Annotated in this window: 20 protein-coding genes and 1 pseudogene; 15 read left to right on the top strand and 6 right to left on the bottom strand. The window is 43.5% G+C overall.

The window, feature by feature from the left end; all coding sequences use genetic code 11:
* Window positions 1–110 precede the first annotated feature (110 nt).
* A complete protein-coding gene (locus tag C0638_RS12575) occupies window positions 111–344 on the bottom strand; it encodes a small acid-soluble spore protein SspI (RefSeq protein WP_013372990.1) in 234 nt (77 codons plus the stop codon).
* A 163-nt stretch (window positions 345–507) separates the two neighbouring features.
* Between C0638_RS12575 and C0638_RS12580 the strand changes: the two genes are divergently transcribed.
* The 15 genes and pseudogenes from C0638_RS12580 (at window position 508) to C0638_RS12660 (ending at window position 16244) form a co-directional block, all read left to right on the top strand.
* A complete protein-coding gene (locus C0638_RS12580) occupies window positions 508–1170 on the top strand; it encodes a potassium channel family protein (protein ID WP_016819940.1) in 663 nt (220 codons plus the stop codon).
* Window positions 1171–1247: 77 nt separating this feature from the next.
* Window positions 1248–2036 carry a TrmH family RNA methyltransferase gene (locus tag C0638_RS12585; RefSeq protein WP_058712111.1) on the top strand — a complete coding sequence of 263 codons (789 nt, stop codon included), beginning with the start codon at window positions 1248–1250 and terminating at the stop codon, window positions 2034–2036.
* Between the two features lie 820 nt (window positions 2037–2856).
* Window positions 2857–3432 carry a sigma-70 family RNA polymerase sigma factor gene (locus C0638_RS12590; RefSeq protein WP_013372986.1) on the top strand — a complete coding sequence of 192 codons (576 nt, stop codon included), beginning with the start codon at window positions 2857–2859 and terminating at the stop codon, window positions 3430–3432.
* A complete protein-coding gene (locus C0638_RS12595) occupies window positions 3422–4492 on the top strand; it encodes a hypothetical protein (protein ID WP_082689694.1) in 1071 nt (356 codons plus the stop codon). Before C0638_RS12590 ends, C0638_RS12595 begins: the two co-directional genes overlap by 11 nt.
* 137 nt (window positions 4493–4629) lie before the next feature.
* Window positions 4630–4824: a helix-turn-helix domain-containing protein gene (locus tag C0638_RS12600; protein WP_153008849.1), complete on the top strand. Its 195-nt coding sequence runs from the start codon at window positions 4630–4632 to the stop codon at window positions 4822–4824.
* Between the two features lie 1111 nt (window positions 4825–5935).
* Complete coding sequence (locus tag C0638_RS12615) at window positions 5936–6637, top strand: response regulator transcription factor (RefSeq protein WP_016324713.1); 702 nt, start codon at window positions 5936–5938, stop codon at window positions 6635–6637.
* Complete coding sequence (locus C0638_RS12620) at window positions 6634–7620, top strand: sensor histidine kinase (RefSeq protein WP_058712487.1); 987 nt, start codon at window positions 6634–6636, stop codon at window positions 7618–7620. The genes C0638_RS12615 and C0638_RS12620 overlap by 4 nt, the downstream gene beginning before the upstream one ends.
* 101 nt (window positions 7621–7721) lie before the next feature.
* A complete protein-coding gene (locus tag C0638_RS12625) occupies window positions 7722–8501 on the top strand; it encodes an ABC transporter ATP-binding protein (protein ID WP_058712488.1) in 780 nt (259 codons plus the stop codon).
* A complete protein-coding gene (locus C0638_RS12630) occupies window positions 8467–10479 on the top strand; it encodes an ABC transporter permease (RefSeq protein WP_058712489.1) in 2013 nt (670 codons plus the stop codon). Before C0638_RS12625 ends, C0638_RS12630 begins: the two co-directional genes overlap by 35 nt.
* Before the next feature lie 181 nt (window positions 10480–10660).
* Window positions 10661–11770: a TolC family protein gene (locus C0638_RS12635; RefSeq protein ID WP_013372979.1), complete on the top strand. Its 1110-nt coding sequence runs from the start codon at window positions 10661–10663 to the stop codon at window positions 11768–11770.
* Window positions 11771–11805: 35 nt separating this feature from the next.
* Entirely contained in the window at window positions 11806–13266 is a 1461-nt protein-coding gene (locus tag C0638_RS12640) for an efflux RND transporter periplasmic adaptor subunit (RefSeq protein ID WP_058712490.1), read from the top strand.
* Window positions 13263–14000 (top strand): ABC transporter ATP-binding protein, encoded by a 738-nt coding sequence (locus tag C0638_RS12645; RefSeq protein WP_058712491.1) that lies wholly within the window; start codon window positions 13263–13265, stop codon window positions 13998–14000. Before C0638_RS12640 ends, C0638_RS12645 begins: the two co-directional genes overlap by 4 nt.
* Window positions 13997–15211, top strand: a complete 1215-nt coding sequence (locus tag C0638_RS12650; protein ID WP_058712492.1) for an ABC transporter permease — start codon at window positions 13997–13999, stop codon at window positions 15209–15211. The genes C0638_RS12645 and C0638_RS12650 overlap by 4 nt, the downstream gene beginning before the upstream one ends.
* Window positions 15212–15353: 142 nt before the next feature.
* A pseudogene (locus C0638_RS12655) lies at window positions 15354–15728 on the top strand (polysaccharide deacetylase family protein); the annotation flags it as partial.
* 39 nt (window positions 15729–15767) lie between these two features.
* Complete coding sequence (locus tag C0638_RS12660; protein WP_058712493.1) at window positions 15768–16244, top strand: RNA polymerase sigma factor; 477 nt, start codon at window positions 15768–15770, stop codon at window positions 16242–16244.
* 134 nt (window positions 16245–16378) lie between these two features.
* Here the strand turns inward: C0638_RS12660 and C0638_RS12665 are convergent, their stop codons facing one another.
* The 5 genes from C0638_RS12665 to C0638_RS12685 form a co-directional block, all read right to left on the bottom strand.
* Window positions 16379–17659, bottom strand: a complete 1281-nt coding sequence (locus C0638_RS12665; protein ID WP_058712494.1) for a glycoside hydrolase family 140 protein — start codon at window positions 17657–17659, stop codon at window positions 16379–16381.
* A 75-nt stretch (window positions 17660–17734) separates the two neighbouring features.
* Entirely contained in the window at window positions 17735–19036 is a 1302-nt protein-coding gene (locus C0638_RS12670; RefSeq protein ID WP_102163518.1) for a PTS sugar transporter subunit IIC, read from the bottom strand.
* Window positions 19037–19191: 155 nt separating this feature from the next.
* Complete coding sequence (locus C0638_RS12675) at window positions 19192–19491, bottom strand: PTS sugar transporter subunit IIB (protein WP_040102913.1); 300 nt, start codon at window positions 19489–19491, stop codon at window positions 19192–19194.
* Complete coding sequence (locus tag C0638_RS12680; RefSeq protein WP_040102914.1) at window positions 19488–19844, bottom strand: PTS sugar transporter subunit IIA; 357 nt, start codon at window positions 19842–19844, stop codon at window positions 19488–19490. The genes C0638_RS12675 and C0638_RS12680 overlap by 4 nt, the downstream gene beginning before the upstream one ends.
* Before the next feature lie 187 nt (window positions 19845–20031).
* Window positions 20032–21978 carry a BglG family transcription antiterminator gene (locus C0638_RS12685; RefSeq protein ID WP_058712496.1) on the bottom strand — a complete coding sequence of 649 codons (1947 nt, stop codon included), beginning with the start codon at window positions 21976–21978 and terminating at the stop codon, window positions 20032–20034.
* Between the last annotated feature and the right edge of the window lie 119 nt (window positions 21979–22097).

Here is a 22097-nt window from a genome sequence, read left to right on the forward strand (position 1 = left end):
TACCACGAATAGTCCACTCGACATGAATGCGAGTGGACTATTCTTATTTTCGAATACGGGTAAAAATAATGAGCACAATTAAAGCATAACAAGAAGTTGAATAGCTAGGGTTAGGTTAAGGGCACGGGTTTGATTTTATCGATTTGTTCATGTGCCAAATGGACGAAATCCTGCTGCTGGTTTGGACTCATATGCTTCCATGCGATTTCAAGAATGACACCTAATCCAGGCAAAGCGGCTTCCGGTCCATCCACTGACCCAATAATCATATCCGTAAGATCAGCCTCTGATTTGCCGTGAACTTTGTGAACAATCGCTTGTCGTAAATCCATTGTAATGGGCATGTGTACCTCCCGTATGTTGTAATAGTGATCGAATGTATTATGGCTTGGGCTGTGGTCTAGTATACATGGAGAAGCATTTGGAATAGGGATGCCAAAATTTATGTTTGTAGCATGATATGCTATACTATGACGGATAGTATGGTGAGCGGGAGGTAAAGAAGGAATGGCAAAAAAACAGTATGCGGTCATTGGCATGGGGCGCTTTGGTTCCAGTGTTGCCAGCGCGCTGAGTGAGATGGGGTTTGATGTACTGGCTATCGATTCGGACGAGCAGCGTACACAGGAAATGTCGAATATTGTGACGCATGCGGTGTCTGCCGATTCGACCGATGAGGAAGCACTGCGAGCACTGGGTATCCGCAATTTTGACGTAATTGTAGTCGCAATTGGTGAAGATATACAAGCCAGCATTCTAACGACATTGATTCTCAAGGACATGGGTGTGCCTGCTCTTGTGGTCAAAGCACAAAATGAATTGCACGGAAAAGTGCTGCAAAAAATAGGTGCGGATAAAGTGGTTTATCCTGAACGGGATATGGGACTGCGGGTAGCGCACCATTTAACGTCTCCTAATATTTTGGATTATATTGAGCTGTCCAAGGACTACAGTATTTTGGAGATGCGAGCCGCTGATTCCATGATCGGCAAAAATTTGAAGGAGCTAGACATACGGGCACGCTTCGGCTGCAATGTAATGGCGATCCGCAGAAACCAGGAGATGAACATTTCACCGTATGCCGAGGATCGTCTGGAAGCGGGTGATGTGTTGGTCATTGTGGGTCACAAGGACGATCTAACCAAGCTGGAGCTGGCTTTTGCAGCTTAGAGAGGTTTGATGTTCAAGTACAAGTGATGCATCATTTATTTTTAAAGAAACAGACCTAGAAACGGAAGGTTAAACCAATGGAAATCATTTCACCGAATAATGCACGTGTAAAAGAATGGTCGCAACTCCTCGAAAAAAAGCATCGCACACGGCAGCATAAATATATTGTCGAGGGTATTCATCTAGTGCAGGAAGCGCTGCGTTCGAACGCGGCTGTTGAAAGCGTCGCCTATGATTTGGACAAGGGGATTCCTGCCGAGCTGAATGGTCTGGATTCAGCCGATCAGCCGGTGGAATGGATTCCCGTGTCGGCGGCGGTCATTGCCAAATGCACCGATACCAAGACGCCGCAGTCTGTCTTTGCCATCGTGCGTAAGGAGGAGCGTAGCGCATTCGCAGCATTGCTGGAGCAACCAGATGCGCTGGTGATGGTGCTGGACGGTGTACAGGACCCCGGCAATGTAGGCACTATCATTCGCAGTGCGGACGCTGCTGGAGCCGCAGGCGTTATATTGGGTCATGGTTGCGCCGACCTATATAATCCCAAAACGATCCGCTCCACGATGGGATCATTGTTTCATCTGCCAGTGATCGAAGGCAGTCTGGAAGAGCTTTTGTCGCAGGCCAAAAGCAAAGGTGCCCGCTTGCTCAGCACCTCGCTCGATGCAAGCTTATCATGCTATACCATAGATTTGCGTGTATCCACTTGGCTCGTGATTGGCAACGAGGGCCAGGGTATTTCTGCTGCTACCGCAAGTATGGTGGATGAATCAGTATTCATTCCAATGCAGGGACAAGCGGAATCACTGAATGCAGCCATGGCCTCTACGGTGTTATTATTCGAGGCGATGAGACAGCGAAGCTAATACCTGAGTGTTTATTATTCACTGATTCGAGTTTTCATGTTTTTATAGTGAAAATGGCCAGGGTATTTTATATATGATGTTTTAAGATAAACATCTTCCTAAGAATAACTTAATAGCTTAGCTAACTTGACAGTCCCGATAAATAAAATTATTTTTGGGGCTGTTTTTTAATTTTTAGACAGAAGGAGGACTAATGAGGAACAACATAATCAAACTGAATTCTCACAGATCATTGGGGTATCACAAGGAGCATTAATAGAAGCATAGGTTTTTTCAGCGTACAAGTTGATGAGCTTGAGTCCAGATTAATCTCAGACGTAAAAACACCTACAAGGTTATCTCCATATCTTACGACATGGCTTGATTCTCTTGAAGATGTTTTGATGTGTCTCACGTTTTGGGTTCAGCTACGTCGTTAAGCAACAGGGGCCTTCACAATTGTAATCATAGTTGGAAACTTAAGCTGCATAGCAGCCAGTGTTGCGTTTTGTTGGCTTCGTCTCTTGCAAATTGGGGGTATTGGTAGCCATATTCAATTTGACCTAACAAATTATTGTCTCTTATTTTTGTAGAAATATAACCTGCTGCATGAAGGCCATTTTTACATCTCCAGACCTTGTTATAATCGTCCGACAGCAGGCCCAATTCTTTGAACTCACCGTTCAATCTGACGGAAAGAACAAGATGTCTTCCACGCTTTCATGCCACTGCTCGCCTTCCCGCAATCCATAGACTCCCAACCGAGAACATAAAAACCGAACCTTTTTTCCACTGAGCGACAATATAGGGTGTAAGTTGCTTACTTAGGAGGGCCCTCTGAATGCAAAGTGAATCTATGTACCATGTGCTCACAAAAATGATTGAAGGAGATCAGCAGGCGTTTCACACGTTGTATGATGCCACCTATAAGGATGTCTACCGGACTGTCTCTTTTCTGGTGGATCATCCGCAGGATCGCGAAGATATTATGAATGAGATCTACATGCAAATGTGGACCTCGCTTCCCAACTACGATCCGAATCGTCCTTTCCACTTCTGGCTGCACGGCTTGGTCATCCGACAAGTGCAAAGATTCCGGGTGAAAAGCTGGAGGAGATTCCGAATTTTCGAACGCATCCGTGTCTTTTCTCGGGAAGAGCGTCATTGGGATCAGACCACGGTGAGGACGGATGGGACAGACCCTGAAATATCGAAGGCCATGCACAAGCTGACCGATAAACAGCGAACGGTGATCATACTCCGCTTTTACCACGACTATAGGCTGGAGGAGATTGCGACATTACTCGATATTCCCCTGGGTACAGTTAAGTCCAGATATCATGCCGGCCTGCAGTCGCTTCGAAAACACTTGGGAAATCTCTCCTTGGAAAGGATGGAAAAGAACAATGCCTATTGAAAGCCAAATCAGCGAGTACCTGCACCAAGAAGCAGAGACCATGGAATGCCCCCCGGCTGTTACCAAACGAGTCGAACAATCCTATTCTCAATACGTACAACGGCAAAGGAGCAAAAAAACGATGAAAAAACGATTGATCGGCAGCATCGTCGCTGCAGTAATTATGATTCCAACCGCGGCATTCGCGGCCCCTCCCCTGATTGAAATGATTACGAGAACACCGATGACAGCCAAACAAGTCAAGATAGATGCGGTTGGCCAAGCAGCGCTTGAAAAGTTGTATCGCTCTTATCCGGAAACCAAGTCGTTTGAAATTATCGACGCCAGCCAGATTGGAGGAGACCCCGCGAATACAAGTCAGGGGAAAGCCATTCAAACAAGCATCGTGCTACAGGAAAAGGGAGCTCACGGCAAAAAGGTCAGACTTGATTTGAACGGTATCACGGGTGAAATCGAACAAGTGAACCAAGAGAATTGGGAGCCTCAGGAGAAGCCGGTCAACTCCTTAACCGATCAAGAAATCAAATCGAAAGTAGATGACCTCATTAACAAACTGTACGGCAGCTCCAGTAAGTACGAATGTAACATGGAGCCGATGCAGACACCGGACCAAAAAACATTTATATTGAACTACACCGAAAAGGGATCAACAACGCCGTTTTATCAGGCATTCGTTCAAGGGAATACGATCAGCGTTTCTCTGATCGGAGGCGGCCCTGCTCCATCCGTGGAAGGCTTTTTCATGACTAACGGCAAGCCTGACTATACTGCAGATGCCTTTTTAAACGATGAAGAGCTCCTTTCTTTACTTCACATGAGTCCAGCAGACTTGAAAGAAGAATTGGCAAAGGGGGCATCTGTCGTCGAGATCGCAGCATCTAAAAAGATTTCCAAACAACAAGTCATGGACGTTATCGCAAGTACGCAGGCTAAAAAACAAATCCAAGCCGATCCGCATGGTGGAGCTACTGTTGACGATCGTACGCTGGAACTATTGAAACGGATTCTTGAACCCAAAGTATTGAAAGTGATTGAACACAAAACGGAAACGCCTTGGTAGGGAGAGCAATACAGAGTGTATGGTGTTTGATATAGTTAAGTAAAACGCGATAAACGAAACAAAGAAAGCTTCAGACTGATTCATCCGGTCTGAAGCTTTCTTTTCATTTGTCAGCTCACTATGATTTGTCTCACGTTATGGGGTCAGTCCCAACAGTATGCATATCTGAACTTCGATTGAAAGAGGCGAAACATGTATTCAAGTCAACAGAGTGGTCCATGTCTGATATTAGTGAAGAATTGCGATTAGAGAATTCATCGTCGTTTACAGGGTGGTTTGTGAACTGGGAGGGAATATCTCCGCAAAAATATAGAATTATTAATAAGAGATAATAAGGACACTAAACTTGGTAAAGAAATTTTTTAAAAAGAGTTTATACTATAAGTCTTGCTATTCTTTGACTACAACTATAGATTCCTTAAGCATGGCATTGTATCAAATGAACACCTTAAGCTTAACTTTTTGGTTTGAGATTGATTTTGTGAAAGTTAAGAAATGAGTGACATTAATAGGAAGGAAGTTGTATCTTTTATGACAAAAATTGAGGGCTTTTAACATTCCTCAGCTCCGATTACAAGAAGATATTCTCCGGAACAACTTTGCGGACGTCAGGTGGTATGGGGAGAATCTTGCTCCATTACGTATCGCAGAGTTTAAATCTGAACTAATTGAAGGAAGAACTTTTGTTGACACTAAACAAACAACTCGCGAACTGGACTGCATAAATATGTGAAGTTTCACAATTTCCATTGAAAGTACGATCCGTGATTTTGAGAGCATTTCTTTCTGAGTTGAAGCTAGGTATATCACTAGCGGAACAACAAGGGGATACGACAAACAGAGGTGCAGTTTCTTTATCTAAATAAGTTTGAAGTGTAGATCACTTCAAGAGAGAAGTGCATCAAGTCAAAATTAAGAGGCATAAGCGCGGGACATTCCTATGGGGATTAGTAGAAATACGGAAAATGAGTCGGGTCATAGAACCCGACTCATTTTTTTATAAAGACACACGCTTCTGATGATCTGAATTCTTTATACCTTACAACAAAGTAATGTTTTTGTAAGCTTTGGCTGTTGTTCCTTAGATAGAAGCTAATTAGTATGGAAAATAGCGAGCCGAGGAGAGAAGTGAGCAAAGTATGAAATATTCAAAGCATAAAATTAAAGAGGTATTTAAGTCGAAATTATGTTGTAATGAAACGTTAAAAAACTATAAAGAGATCATGATTACAGTAATAGTTATCGCCATTATAATTATCATGTTAATCACTCTGGTGTTTGGCACCATGCATATCATTCGGGATTCAATTTACACCATGAGACTCTCCTAAGCTACAAATAAAAGGAATTCGGTTGTTGTTATTGCTTGGACGATCAAATAAAGGCATTATATAGAGAAAATCATGTGATTTAAAATTCAAGCACTAAGAAGGTAGAAAACAGATGCATAAAATATTAATCGTAGAGGATGACCCTCAAATTAGCTCCTTACTCCAATCCTATCTTGAGAAATATGGTTATCAAGGAGTTGTCGTTTCAAATTTTGATCAAGTCTTAGGTGTTTTCCAGAAGGTAAAGCCTGATTTGGTCATACTGGATGTGAATTTACCTCGTTTTGATGGATTTTATTGGTGCAGGCAAATTCGTACTCAATCTACTTGTCCCATCCTGTTTGTGTCCGCGCGTGATGATAAAATGGATCAGGTCATTGCTTTGCAAAACGGAGCAGATGATTACATTACCAAACCGTTTCATCCCGAAGTACTGTTAGCCAAGGTAGAAAGCAATCTGCGACGTGCCTATGGTATATATGCAGTTGCCCAAAAATCACGCACCATAACAGTGTCAGGCTTAACTTTATATCCTGATACTATGGAGCTGGTGTTTCATGACAAGCAGGTAGAAATGAGCCATAAAGAAGCTGCACTGCTGGAGCTACTGATGACATATCCCAAGCAGGTTGTAGGGAGAGTTCATCTCTTAGAAGCGTTATGGGATGATTACCAATATGTAGGAGAAAATACGCTGAACGTTTATGTTACCCGTGTCCGTAAAAAGCTGAGCGAACTGGGGTTGGAGGATATTATAGAAACGGTTAGAGGAGCTGGATACCGGCTGCACTTGACTGAGGAGGAAGAACAGTGAAGCTGTTTTGGCGTGATCATTTTTCCATGATCATTTTTAATATTATCCAACTTTTTCTTGTGTTGAGTATTTACTGGATGGATGGTTATCGTAACTTGTCGACCGCCTTGTATTCGGTCTTTTTTGGGTTTATCCTTTTGCTGGTCTATTTGCTATTTCGGTACGTCATGTATTCTGGTTTATATCGAATATTATCCACTGCTAACATTAGAGATTTAGATGAGCTTATTCAGATGAAGGTACTTAATCCGTTAGCCTCTTCTTTACAGCATTTGCTTTTGCAGTTCTACCAGTTGTACCAGTCTCGGATTCATCAATTGGAGCACCAGCAGCGTGATCACATCACGTTCATTAACCAGTGGGTTCACCAGATGAAAACGCCCCTATCTGTGATTCATTTAATTCTCAAAGGAAAAATAGATCCCGAGTCGGATCAGATTCACGATGAGATTGATCGAATGGGAAAAGGACTGGACATGATTTTGTATATGTCACGATTGGAATCCTTTGAACCAGACTTTCATGTAGAGCCTGTCGTATTACGAAAGCTGGTTAGTGAAGTGATTTACGATAACAAAAGGTTATTGATCCGCAACGAAATTTATCCTTCCAATGAAGTGGACGAGCAGTTGAGTGTGATTACCGATGCCAAATGGTTAAGATTTATCATTAATCAATTGGTGACTAATGCGATAAAGTATTCTTCAGGTTATGCCCACAGCCTGAAATTGATATATGACGTAAGAGATCATGTGATTGTGTTGAAAGTACAGGATGAAGGGATTGGCATCCCTAAAAAAGATATAGAGCGGGTATTTGAGGCTTATTACACAGGTGAAAATGGACGGAAGTATAGTGAATCTACCGGGATGGGGCTCTATTTGGTGGCAGAAATCTGCAAAAGGCTGAATCATGACATTCAACTCACATCGACGGTAGGTAAAGGAACGACTGTTGAGATTCTGTTTCCAATACACCCATAAGAAACCTTACAACACATTTAAGGTTTTTGTAATGTTAATCGATCGACGCTCTGTTCCGGATGGATTATGATCATGACATAGGAAAAAGAAAGGAATGAACGATGGAGATTGTACGAATGGATCAAGTCACCAAAATATACTATGGTAAGGTTCCACACCGAGCTCTCAACGATATCCATTTAACGATTCAACCAGGTGAGTTTGTTGGCATTATGGGTCCGTCTGGTAGTGGGAAGACAACATTATTAAATATGATTTCGACCATTGATATGCCGACTTCTGGCGAGGTTAGCATTAAAGGGGAAAATCCACATCTGCTCAAGAAGGATAAGCTGGCTTTATTTCGCCGCAAAGAACTGGGGCTTGTATTTCAAGATTATAATTTGTTGGAAACCCTCACTTTGGGAGAGAACATACTGTTTCCTCTGATGCTGAATAAAAAAGGGTTAAAGGAGATGGAGCACAAACTGGAAGAAGTAGCGAAAAAACTGGATATTACAGATGTTTTGGACAAACGGCCTTATGAGGTGTCAGGGGGACAAAAACAACGTGCAGCCATAGGCAGAGCTATGATTCACTCTCCTTCGCTCCTGCTTGCAGATGAACCAACCGGAAATCTCGATTCCAAGTCTTCGCGTGTTGTAATGGAAATGCTGAGCCTTGTCCACCGTGTAGACTATTCTACAATTGTGCTGGTAACACACGGCGCCTTGGAAGCCAGCTATTGCGACCGGGTAATTTTTATTAAAGATGGTGAGTTATATAATGAAATCCGTCGTAGTCATAGTCAGCAAATATTTTTTCAGGAAATCATAGATATGCTCTCCTTTTTGGGGGGAAGTAGACATGCACATGAGCTTTCGTCTGTTAGCATGGAATAATCTCAAACGCAATGCGCGTGCTTACGTTCCTTATTATTTAAGCAGCTCCTTGATGATTACGATTTTTTTCGTATATGCGGTATTTATTTTTCACCCGGATGTCTCGAATGTAATCACAGCAGCTAATGTAAAAAAGGGATTACAGGTTGCGGATCTGTTGATTTTTGTATTTTCCTTTTTTTTCGTATTATACACAAATAATATCTTTGTTGCTGCACGTAAGAAAGAATTTGGTATACTCACCATTTTAGGAGCAAGTCATAGGCAAATTTGTTTTTTGGTAGCTTTTGAAAATCTAATTATAGGCTTTTTATCATTGGTTACCGGGATGATCGGAGGATTTGTTTCAGCGAAGTTTTTCCTGCTTATGGGTTCCAATGTCACAGGAATGTATTTAAGATTTTATTTTCCCTGGAAAGCACTGGCTTTTACAGGAATCGGCTTTATGTTTTTGTTTATATTGATCTCACTTGTGTCTGTTTTCTTTATCCGACGTTTTAAACTACAGCAGCTTTTTAGCAAGGCTCCTCAGCTTAACAAAGAACCTAAAGCTTTTTGGAGTCTGTCCATTCTTGCCATAGTATTAATCGGAGCGGCTGTATATTTAATGAAGCTTGATTTTTCACCCTACATTTATCTGGCACCGTATCGTTTAGGGACCCTTTCCTTTTATATATTGCACTATTCGGTTGGAGACACCTTTAAATATACAATTATAATGGGATCTCTGGGTATTTACTTATTTTATACTCAATCATGTGTACTATTCATTCAATTGCTTAGAGCTAACAGGAAATGGTCTTGGAGCGGATCGCGTTTGTTATGGTTATCTGAGATCACATATAAAATGAGGAATAATGCCGGGCTTTTTTCATTGATTACCCTCATTTCTATCATTTCCTGTGTAGGAGCCGCATCAACTTTTGACTCCATGCAACAGCAAAAAAGATTTCTTAGGGAGCAATCTTATTCATTTGCATTTACTTCTGATGTTGTAAGTTCTAACGAGCTTGAAAAAGAGATTGACCAAAATCTGTATACGGCTGGAGTGGATTATGGAAAAGGTGAAGTATTAGTCTTCCCTTTTCGGGAACAGATTGCGCCAGTAATGAAACAATCCAACTATGAAGCACTTGCTTCCAAGTTTAAGAAGCTAAAACAGGTACCTACGCTTCGGGAGAATCAAGGTTTTTTCATTATCGATCCAAACGAGATGCCTCTCGAAGAAAAGAAAACCTTTTTTGAAAAAAAGCTAACTTACAAGCAAGGGAAATCTCATATGATGAATCTTGAGATTATGGATACTAAGACGATAGATCATAACCTGAAGTTTGATGGAAATATCGTCTCTGAACTAGGAAGGCTACTTGTTGTTTCTGATCGAACTTACGACTATTTAATTGAACATCGGTATTTCAATGATCCGTTGGCATTTAAATCTACTTATTATTTTGTGCCAAAATGGAAGAATGGTCAGCTTTCCTTAGAAACTTCTGAAACTCAACAAGAGGTATGGTTGTATTCTGTGTTGGCCAATAAGGTGAATAAAGGGGTGCTTAACTCTAGGGCCGTAGACTATTTGACATCGGAGATGGATCTGGTTATTAGTGAATTTATTGGCGGATTTATCGCCATTATTATGTTGGCAAGTACAGTAAGCCTGCTGTATTTCAGACTATATGTAGATCTTCAGCGAGATGAAGAAATATACCGAGCTTTATCGAAAATTGGACTAAACTCAAGGGAAATGAGACAATCGGCTTCCAGACAAATTGCATTCCTGTTTCTTCTGCCACTAGTCGTATCGTCTATGGGAATGGTGCTTTGTTTAGTGATGTCAGAACCGTCTGTAATATATGGAGTACCCGTTCATCTTACGCTGATTCAGATTATGCTGTGCTTCTGGGCCATCCAATTTCTTTCCTTTCTTATTGTACGTTCTCTGTATCTTCGTCAATTAGATTTAAAGATACTATAAGGAACGGTACGTTGTGTGTAAAAAGTTGCAGAAGGGCAGGACGGTGTTCCTCCTTTCTGGAATGTGCACCGAATAGAAGGTAAGGTCTCAAGTGGGATACAGAAGAAAACACATAATTCATATAACAACTTATTGAAGAACCGACGTTAGTCGTTACCATATTTTTAAAGTGGGGATATCTATGAAAAAACGTATGTTCATTTTATTGCTGCTCGCCTTGTCGGCCAGTTCTTTATCAGAGTCCTTTGTTCAAGCAGAGGAGGCGCAGCAGCAGGTTACCAAAGCAAGTGTGAAATTAACATTGAGTCAAGCCCAGCAGTGGGCACGATCCAATAGTTTTAGCTTGAAGGAAGCCCAGCAAACGATAGATCGCAACCGGATTATGCTGAAAAATGCAGGCAAGAATCTGGATTTCATTCCGGCAGGTCAAGGCAACGGTGAAGAAGATGCGGCTAGTAGTTCAGCATGGAAGGGGTATGCTTCATCGACAGTTTCTTATTTGGAATCCAAAAAGCAAATCGAACTTGCCCAAGATCAGACAGATTACACTACAATGAAGAATTACTATGACGTACTTCTGGCTGATAACAAAGTAAAGAGTAGTGAGGATGCACTTTCGCTCGCGCTATTGGAGGAAAAAGCTGCTGAAGCGAAGGCTAACCGTGGAAAAATTTCTCCAGGTGATCGAAGTACGATTATTCAGACTCGTATAGAGGCTCAAAAAAATGTAGACATCGCAAAAGCAGCGCTGCAAAAAGCGCTAGATTCGCTTAATACACAAATGGGGCAGTCCCAAGGAAATTTATATGAACTGGTGGACAGACCCGTTTACCGGAAAATGGATAACACGAATCTGGATACACTGGTGTCGCGTGCCATCTCAGCGAGTCCTTCGGTATGGAGACAGGAGGAGGCAGTCAAGCTAGCAAAAATGGAAATTAAATATTACACGTGGAACTCGGGGACGGATGACTATGAAATTAAACAGATAGATGTAGATTCAGCACAAGGCGGACTGGAAAATACCAAGGATCAACTGGCAGAAACACTGAAGAGTATGTACTTTAACTTACAGCAAAATGAAGAACAATACGAGCAAATGCGAAGTAATCTACAGAACCTTAATAAAGTGTTGGACATTTCTCGCAAAAGAAAAGCACGTGGATTTGCAACAGGTACGGAGGTCGCCACGAATCAGTTGAAAGTAAAGCAAATCGAACGGAATATGGATGAACTCATTGTTCAAATGACGCTGCTGCAACATGCTTTAAACAAGCCGTGGAGTGTATAGGATTTAGCAAAAATACAATTTAAGGGGATATAACATTGTCGGAAACAGAAAAGAAAGATAAAGATTCATTACAAGTATTAAGAAAAAAAAGAAGAGTGAAAAGGAGCATAGGTATTCTGATCTTGCTCATTATAGCGGGAATTGGCGGTACGCTCTACATGAAAAGGGGTCAGGAAAAGCCTGTGGAGGCTCCGGCGAATCAGGTCGTACAGGTACAGAAAGCTAACATAACCGAGTCGCTTGCCGTGACCGGAACCGTTCAGGCTTCCAAGGAAGTAAATATTAATTTTACAAATGTCGAGGGTGCCAAGCTCATCGCTGTCAATGTCAAAGCAGGGGATAGCGTTAAAGCAGGTCAGGTGCTAGCACGATTAGATGATTCGGACGCCAGGCTGCAAATTAAGGATGCCGAATCCAATGTCGCGATTGCAAGAGCCAAGCTGGAAGAAGCCAAGCGCGGACCCAAGCCCAATGATATCGAGCTCCAGAAAGCCAATGTCTTAAAGGCGCAGATGGCGATTAAAACAGCCAAGAACGATATGGAATTAGAGGAAGCCACGGCACAAAAGGAGGCAGCCAAGGTGACTTTGGATAAAGCCCAAAAGGATTATGATGACCAGGCTTATCTGGTTCAGAATGATGCGGCTGCAGAAAGTGACCTGGCGACAGCCAAGCAAAATCTGGACAAGGCAAAACTGGATATGAGCAATGCGGAGCTGCAATACAAGAAGGCACAGATCAAGCAAACTGAGGCGATCGAAGAGGCGGAAATGGGCTATAAAACAGCATTAATACAATTAAAGGCTGCACAGTCCCCGCCTGAAGCTTCCAACATCCAATCTGCACAAGCTTCTTTATTACAGGCTGAAACGGCACTAGAGCAGAAGAAAAGTGTTTTGAGTAAATTGCAGGTTACGGCGCCGTGGGACGGAATCATTTTGAAGGTTAACGGCGATGTAGGCACTAGTCCTACTGCACCTTTTATTGTCATGAATAACTCCAACACAGGGGTTATGAAGGTTCTTGCCAAGGTGAACGAAAGTGATATTGCTAAATTAAAGACCGGACTTCAGGCGACAATGCACTCGAATTCATTCCCGGACAAACAATTTAAAGGCGAAGTACGCTTTGTTTCTCCAGAGCCGGTGACGGAAGCCAATGTGACTACATACAAAATTGAATTGTCTTTGGATAGCCAAAACATAAGGCTGCAACCGGGGATGAATATGGATGTATCTCTACTGTTAGCTGAACACAAAAATGCGCTGTCTGTGCCATTGTTTGCCTTGAGGTCTGAAGGCGGTGTGGATGGAGTATATGTGGCGAAGAACACAGCGAATCCGGCCGATTATGAGTTTAGACCCGTGAAACTGGGTGTCTATACAGCGGATCAGGCCGAAATCAAGTCCGGTGTCAAGGAAGGTGAAACCATTGTTATTCCTCCTCAGAACAGCAGTGCTGACCCGAATGGTAGTGGAGGGGGGCAGACACAATGAGTGAAACTCAATCCAATAACACCGTTATTGAAATTAAAGAGCTGAAAAAAAGGTATGAAGTAGGCGGTCAGGAGATTCAGGCTCTACGCAGTGTGAACTTATCTATTAACGAAGGGGAGTTTGTTGCTATCATGGGGCCCTCTGGTTCAGGCAAGTCTACCATGATGAATGTCATTGGTTGCCTGGATCATCCGGATACGGGTAAATACTATTTGGATGGATATTCCATATTGGATGCTCGTGAAAACGAACTTTCAGAGATTAGAAATCAGAAGCTAGGTTTTGTGTTTCAGAAATTCTATCTGCTTCCTCGTACTACAGCTTTAGCAAATGTGGAGCTGCCTATGATGTATGCAGGTGTTCCTGGCAAGGAGCGTCGGGAAAGAGCTATAGAGGCGCTTCGGATGGTGGGTCTTGCAGAACGGATGTACAATAAGCCGAACGAGCTGTCTGGCGGTCAGCAGCAGCGGGTTTCCATCGCCCGGGCATTGGTCAATAATCCAGTCATTCTGCTGGCGGATGAGCCTACGGGCGCACTGGACACGAAGACAAGCATCGAGATTATGGAGCTGTTCCAAGGCTTGAATGAGCAAGGAAAAACCATTGTTCTGGTTACTCATGAACTGGAAATAGCGGAATATGCCAAACGATTGATTAGCTTTCGGGATGGTAACATTGAGCGAGATGAGCCTATTGCGAATAGACGAATTTCATCAAGGATGGTAAGCCTATGAATGTGATGGAAACGATCCGTGTATCGATGAATAGCTTAACTACCAATAAGATGCGCTCATTTTTAACGATACTCGGTATTATTATCGGGGTGGCAGCGGTGATTGCCATTATGGCTATCGGAAACGGCTCAAAGGCCAGTATTAAGGAGGAAATCAATAAGTTAGGGAATAACGTGCTTCTGGTTGCTCCCGTCATGCCAATGACCGAGGAAGAAATAAATCAGGACACCTTGCCCTCTTTTACTTGGACAGATGTCGAGGCATTGGAACAAAAGAGTTCGATTGCAGCAATGATGCCCCGCATTTCAAACAGTTCAAAAGCTGCGTGGGGTCGATATAACTATAATGCAACCATTGTAGGGACATCTGCTTCATTTTATAAGGCCAAAAAGTTTTCCTTTGCCGAGGGCAGAACATTTACCAACGATGAGATGGATAAACGTAGGAATGTTGCCATTTTGGAAAGCCAAGCGGCTGTGCGTCTTTTTGGTGGGGATACCCAAAATGTGTTGGGACGAACGATTCAAATCAAACAAATCCCTTTCAAAGTAATCGGAGTATTAAATACCCAGCCTGTTACGAATTTAAGCTACAGTACCAATGATCAAATCTACATCCCTGCTACAACCATGATGAACCGTTTGGGTGAGAAAAACATAACTGGTCTGGAGGTATCCGCCAAGTCACCAGGCTTGATGGGTCAGGCTCAATCAGACATATTGGAAAGCTTGCGTGTGACACATCAGCTAAAACCTTCGGAACCGGATCAATTTCAAGTAATGAGTCTGTCCGAAGCAGCAGGTGCAGCATCCGGTGTAGATAATATCATGACCAGCTTGCTGGGAGGTGTAGCTGCGATCTCGCTCGTGGTAGGGGGAATCGGAATTATGAATATTATGATGGTATCGGTTATAGAGCGCACGAAAGAAATTGGGATTCGAAAAGCCATCGGTGCCAAGCCGAGAGATATTATGGTTCAATTCCTGTCCGAAGCCGTCATTTTTGGTCTGCTGGGGGGAATGCTCGGGGTGGTTACAGGCATAGGCGCCTCCAAAATTATCGAAGCAACGACACACATGACCATTGAATTTACAATCTCGCCGATCCTATACTCGTTTCTTAGCTCTGCAGGCACAGGCATTCTATTTGGGGTATACCCAGCTTATAAAGCAGCAAGATTAAAGCCAATAGATGCATTGAGATACGAATAATTGAATGGGCATATGGTCGCAACATAAAACGTGAACTGCTTCTAGATTTTGGAGGAACAAATACTATGGAAAAAAGCTATGTGCAAAATAGAACCAGAGCTCATCGAATGAAGAGGAAGAGAAGAAGAATTCGAGCATTTTTATGAGCGACATTGAAAAAACAAATCAAATTTTAAAACAAGTACTGGGGCAGAATTTTTCGACAAGAGTGATTCGATTTCCAGGCGGTCATATGACATGGCAGAAAAACGACCCCGATGGTATGGGAGTACTGGACAAAGCTCTACATGATAAGGATTATCATCAGATTGACTGGAATGTTTTACCTAAAGATGCAGAAGGTGCACCTAAGAATGCTGAGCAATTAATTAGCGAATTCATGAGGAATATGGGGAATAGAGAAAAAGCAGTGGTACTCATGCATGACACTTACGGGAAGGAAGAAACAGCCAAAGCCTTGCCTGAAATCATAAGATATTTAAAAAAGCAGGGATATGAATTTAAAACTATCAAGTAACGTACCGATTCAATCAAAACAGAAGGGATAAGCAATAATATGGATATTAAAGATCTGGAGGATCTATATGTATCTTGCAAATCAGATCTCTTTGGTTATCTATTGAGGATGTTGCATAACAAACAGGATGCCGAAGATTTGTTGCAGGAATGCTTTATTCGGTTCATAAGAGCTTCTCCTGATTTGCCCGAAGATCGTATTCGATTCTATCTTTTGAGAATTGCCAAAAATTTAGCTATAGATTTAATGAGAAAACGAAAAAAAATGGATGAATATACTTTGCGTAAGGAAATGCTCTACTACCACTCGGATACCTTCGATTTTGAAATTCAGGAAGAGGTCAATCGAATTCTTTTGCTGGCTAGTAATACAGAGCAAAGAACGGTACTTGAATTGCGATTAGTTCAAGGATACTCCATAAAGGAAACGGCTAGAATCTTAAACAAGAGTGAAAATGCAGTGAAGTCTTCGCTTCACAGAGCTTCCCAACGTATTAAATTGAGATATATTTCTTGAACACTATGGAGTGCTTTGCTTTTTAAAACAAGAAGTAAGACAAACAGTCCCGATGAGAAAGTTCTTGATTGCGGGGCTGTTTGTATGTTGTACATAGTAGGTGAAATGGTGAAAAAGGCGGTAAGTAATCACGGTTATTTTCTTATGCCGATCAGCAAGACATCAGCTTCAAAATCATGCATACCAATGATCGTGATTTGCTCTTGCATAGAGATTGAAGCTGTGCCAAAACGACGATTCTCCAGGTCAATGACCGTGAAGTCATATTCACTTAAATCCACGTTTAGCTTCAGCACAGTGTTGATTGGAACGTAGATGGCGACCTTGGTGTAATCGGCGCTTACAGCCGCACGGATTTCTTCCGTATTTTTAAGCACTATGTTCCAAGGCTGCATATCCGTAATTCCATATATCCCGAAGAGCCATTTGGCCAATCCATAATCCCATGCCCCTTCAAACTTAAGTGCAGACTGCCAATCATATGGACTGTCGAATCCCTCCCCAGTTACACCGAACTTTTTGCCTTTCCGATGCCAGCTCCAAATACCGTGGGCTCCATAGGTTATGCCAGCAGACGCCCCGGACAGAAGACTTTGCCAAGCTGCCTTACGAACATCGGCGCGGCTGAAGCGGCCATAGACTTTTCGACTGTAGCCCATCTGTTCATAACAGGGCTCTGAGTTGAGCACCGGTCGGGTGACAGGCTTATTACAGAAGTCCAGTGCGAGTGTATACGCTGTTGGTTGAAATTGTGAATTATGTCCTGACTGGTACATGTAAAAATCCAAATGGGGGTCATTAATAAATTCCTCTGGCAGTGAAGCTAATCTTCCTTGAATATGCAGAGTGGTCAGGCACTGCGGGCTGTGCTGTTTGATGGTATGGAGAGCAAGTCGGTAATATTGGTTGGCACGCTCGGAGGGGAAATCGGTGTCACCACTTATAATATATATGGGGTAGAATTTGGAGAACCGATCGGCAACATAACGCACATAAGGTTCCACTGCCCCAAGCGGCATTTTTTTCTCCTCACGAAGCTTGGCAGCCCAGGTATCCGGGATATAATTACACCATAATAGGACCAGTGCAGGAACAAAACCTCTGTTTACAGCCATTTCGATCATCGTCTTGGCTCTGGTAAAATATTCTTCGTTCAACGTATAGAAATTGTAGCTGCCATCCTCGGCATATGCGAAAGGCTCATAGTTCAAATCGCTGCCACTTGCATCCCATTGGCGCAGCATATTGATTTGCAGGACATTGAAGCCCTGACTTTTCCGGTAATCCAGATAATAGGCCCATTCCTCCAGCGTGATGTTGGTAAATGCGCTCCAAACCGTATCGGCCAAATAAAAAAAGGGGTTACCCTCATTCATGAAATATCGTTTGTTCTCAGCTATACTCAGTTGAATCAAAAGCTTCCTCTCCTAACGATTGTCATGACAGAAACGGTGACCGTGTATCCGTCCGCCGCTTCTGCCTTTTTTCTATTATAGGATAGCGGGACTTGCTGTGGTTTCACTTGCTTGCTTTTCCAATTGCTCTTGCGCTTCGTGTTCCTTCTTCAGAGCCTGCTTGTCCAGCGCTCTAAAGAACGGATAGTAGATCAGCATACTGATCGGGATGAGTACCAGTTGTGCGGCGGATAGTTTCCAACTGCCCTCGATGAAGCCCAGAGCAAAGATAGGGGTGCCGAAAGGCGGGTAAATCCCGATTGGTGCGGGCAACAAGCCGATGTTGGTGGCAATATAGCCGAGCACCGCACAAATGATGGGGGCAACGATAAACGGAATGGCTAGCAATGGGTTCAATACCATTGGAATTCCGAAGATCAACGGCTCGTGAATTGAGAAAAAGGTACCCGGAAGACCGAGTTTGCCGATCGTGCGAAGCTGTTTGCTCTTGGCCAGGAAAACCAATAGCAGGGCAAATCCGAGCATTGGCGCATAGTTGCAGAAGATGGACCAGAAGGCCAGCCCGATAATGTTTGGAAGTGGAGCGCCTGCCTGGAAAGCGTCAAGGTTGGCTAGATCCAGGCTCATCCAGATGGGCTTCACGATAGCGAGTATAACAATTGCACCGTGAATTCCGAACATCCACAGAGCCTGCATAATGATCAGCGCGATAATCAAAGCGCCGAGTGATCCGCCCAACCCTTCCAGTGGTATTTGGAGATAAGTATAGATAAAATCGTGGACTGTACCAAATGAAGTCTGCATGAACAAACCAGCAACGATAACAAACACAAGGGCTACCAAGACGGCCGGGATCAAGCCTGAGAAGGTTTTGACAACGGTAGGCGGGACCCCGTCAGGCATTTTAATCGTCCAATTGCGGTCGACAATCCAAATATACAACCGTGCGGCAATCAAACCGACGATCATGGCAACGAACAATCCCTGCGCGCCGAGCCATTGAAGTGGCAAAGCACGGACTTTATCAAAGGTCTGGATCGGTGTAAAAATAAGAAAAGAGAGAAGGGCGGTTGCCGCCGAAACAAGGGGGTCCTTGTCAAAAGCTTGCGCCAGTCTGTAGGCTATAAAAAATACCGCATACAGAGCGATGATGCCGGTGGTCATCGTCGATGCCAACCCGATTATGGCCCTCACGGGCGCAATAAGATTCTGGTAAGGCTCCCAAGCAAGTGCAGAGAAGAGAGTTGCAAATGCTCCGATAATCAGAAAAGGAAGGGTGGACATCAGTCCGTTGGAAATTGCGCTCATGTAACGGTTTTGCTGAATTGTACCCGCCACTTTTTGAAGCTTATAAGAGAATTTTTGTTGGCTAGCCATATTTATTCAACTCCTACTATAGACTTTCATCCGCCTATATAATAACTTAGATAACGCTTTCATTTGATGAAACACCATGCAGAATCATCATATATCGTTGCCCGATTTGACCAACCTCCTTGTTCGGGCTGGTGATGAGCACCTGACTCTGAGCTTTACAGTTTAAGCGCGTCTCCTAGCACTTTTTCGCCGTTCATCATACCGTAGTCTACTATATTGATAACACTTACCTTAATGCCTTTAGGTTCATATTTTGCCTTGAATTCATCCTCCAGGTAGCCGACCTGTGGTCCAATCAGCAGTACATCCGTCTTGTCAGCATATTCTTTAAACGAACTTTCGGAAGTAGCCCTGATTTCAACCTCAAGGTTTTGCGCTTGTGCGGCCTTTTTCATTTTCTGTACCAACATACTTGTAGACATTCCTGCAGCACATACCAGTGTAATTTGTTTCATCCGTTGTTCCCTCCGTTGGAAGTGTGATTTGTGGTTTCTTCATAGCGATTCAATCTGTTGTAAAGCTCAATCATATGTCCAGCCAGATCTTTAGTTGTGATGGCGGACATAAGATGATCTTGAGCATGTACCATAAGCAGTGTTACTTCATGGACGGTTCCGCCAGCTTCCTGTTGAATCAGCCTCGTTTGTGATTTATGCGCTTTAACCAACTCGGCTTTGCTTTCTTCAAGCCGCTCTGCCGCCAACTGTGTGTTACCTTTTTGAGCAAGAGCGATCGCGTCCATCGCTTTACTCTTGGCAACACCTGAGTTGGTGATAATTCCCATAATGATTTCTTGATACTCCTCCATCTCGTTCACCTCATGCTTTTTTCTCTTTAACTTACAGATTCAGTGTATAGGTTTGCTGCCGAGATCTAAACCCAAGTCTTTTCCGCCAGTAACGGAAATTCATTCATTGCTACTACGCTTTCATTTTAAAAAGCTCCAAGCAGCACCCGCTCTGTGAATATCAGCCAGATGCACTGCGAAGCTTGGTTCAATACAGCTTATATTTAACGATAATCCTGGAGAATTCCTCGAACGTTTCGCATTTTAACATCTGCTGGACGATATCCGAATTGTCGACCAGTTCCATGAGATGGTTATACATTTTAGACGGTGGCTCTTTACCGTTTCTTTCAATGCTGAGGAGACAGATGAACTGCACTGGTTTGTCGCCCCACTCGATAGGTTGTTGAAGGGTACAGACCGCCCATACGGTTTGATTGCTTTGCGGAATGATAGGGTGAGGAAGGGCTACCAAATTTCCGTAAGCCGTGGGTGCAGCCTGTTCTCGTTCCAGAACTAGTCCTATAAAACCTTCTGCAGAGCGGATCAGCCCTTCAGCATATATTTTTTGGCCCAGAAAAGAGATGACCTCTTCCTTGGTGGTAAAATTTTGTCTCAGAAATACGAGTTCCTCCCGAATGTAGTGAAAATCAAACTCGGCTTCACCAGCCAGCAAACTCCCGATTTTATCCATATCGCTGCCGCCAAGAAGTGTCTGCACGACCACGACCGGAACCGATAATGGCAGCTGAATGGGAATGGTGCTCACCACAAAGTCAATGTCATGGAGGGGGACCTGCTGAAGCTTGTAATATTCCGTTGTACCCGCCACTTCAAGCGAGCTGCCAAAAGTGCTTTGCAGTTTGTACTTGAGCAGCCGGGCGCTTCCAACTCCTGAAGTGCAGACGACCAGACAGCGTTTTGGCCGGGTGTTCATACGCTGTCGTTCGATGGCTGCTCCGATGTGAATGGCGAGATAGCCCATCTCCGCTTCCGGGATCGCAATATTCAGCTTGCTCTCGACCAGCTTGGCACCAATGACTCCCGCTTGAAAAGCCAGAGAGTAGTTGCTCTTGACATGCTCCAGCATGGGGTTTCGGATGTTCATCCCGTACTTTACCCGGTTCAGCGCCGGCTTCAGATGAAGGCAGATGCCTATGAGCAGTTGCGTATCACGGCTGATGTTCAGATTCAAATCCCTGTCGATCTCGGCGAGCATTTCCTTGCCCAATTCATAGATGTTCCAGTCCAGCAGCTTCTCGGGTCCCATGTCCTCTATTTGTTGTCCTTCAATTCCGACAAACCACTTGTTTCCGGCAAGATGCATGGCAATGTAGGCGATTTCATCTTCGGGAAAAGACAACTGCAATTCCTTTTCGATCAGCCCGACAATATGCTCGGCAGCCCGAAATTCGTCGGTGCCCCGCAGATCTCCTATTTCCGTCGAGAGCATAGCTACCTGGTTTCCGTCACGAATACGCTTGCAGGCGATTGCAATATGAATAGATAAATTGCTGAACGCGATATCGGAGAGCGTTACTTCATATTTCTGAGTTTGTTCCAGAACGATTCCGCAAATCAGCGTCATTTCGTGCGGGGTGACGATGCGTAGCGCTGCATGAAGTGTTCCGCCTTGTTCTTCGGAACGACTTACAATAAACTCGGACAAGCAAAACCGAAGCTGAACTTCATCACCCTTCAGTTTGACTCCGTAATTTGGCCGTTTGTCAATGGTGATTCCGTAGCCTTGTAGGGTTTGTTTGACCTCTTTGAAATCATTCTGCACCGTAGACTTGCTTATATATAGCTCATCTGCGAGGTCTTCCAGCTTCACATAATGATCAGCGAGCAGGAGACGCTTGATTAAATACAATTGCCGGTAGCCGGGAGAACCTGGATCATCGGGCTCGCCGGACAGGAACAACTGCTGCAGCAGCGCACGAAAGCTACGATTATCCGTAATTTTTAGTTCATATCCCCTTGAACGAACAGGTTCAATTGCTGCCCCGTGCTTGGATAGAAATTCATCCAGTTCCCGGATATCGCTGCGGATGGTACGTGAAGTAACCTGAATCAATTTGGCGAGATAATCACTTTTGACAGGAGCATCGGCAGCCAGCAAGTGCTGAAGAATTGAAACCATGCGTGCATTCATTCAAGGTTTCCCCCTTTCTGTAAAACGGAATACAAGCAGTGTACATAAAAAACCTCCGATTATCCAAGTGTAACACCTGTAAAATAACCGGAAGCTTGTAGTAAGCTCAAAAGTAAATG

Source organism: Paenibacillus sp. lzh-N1, assembly GCF_002872435.1.
GTDB lineage: Bacteria > Bacillota > Bacilli > Paenibacillales > Paenibacillaceae > Paenibacillus > Paenibacillus polymyxa_C.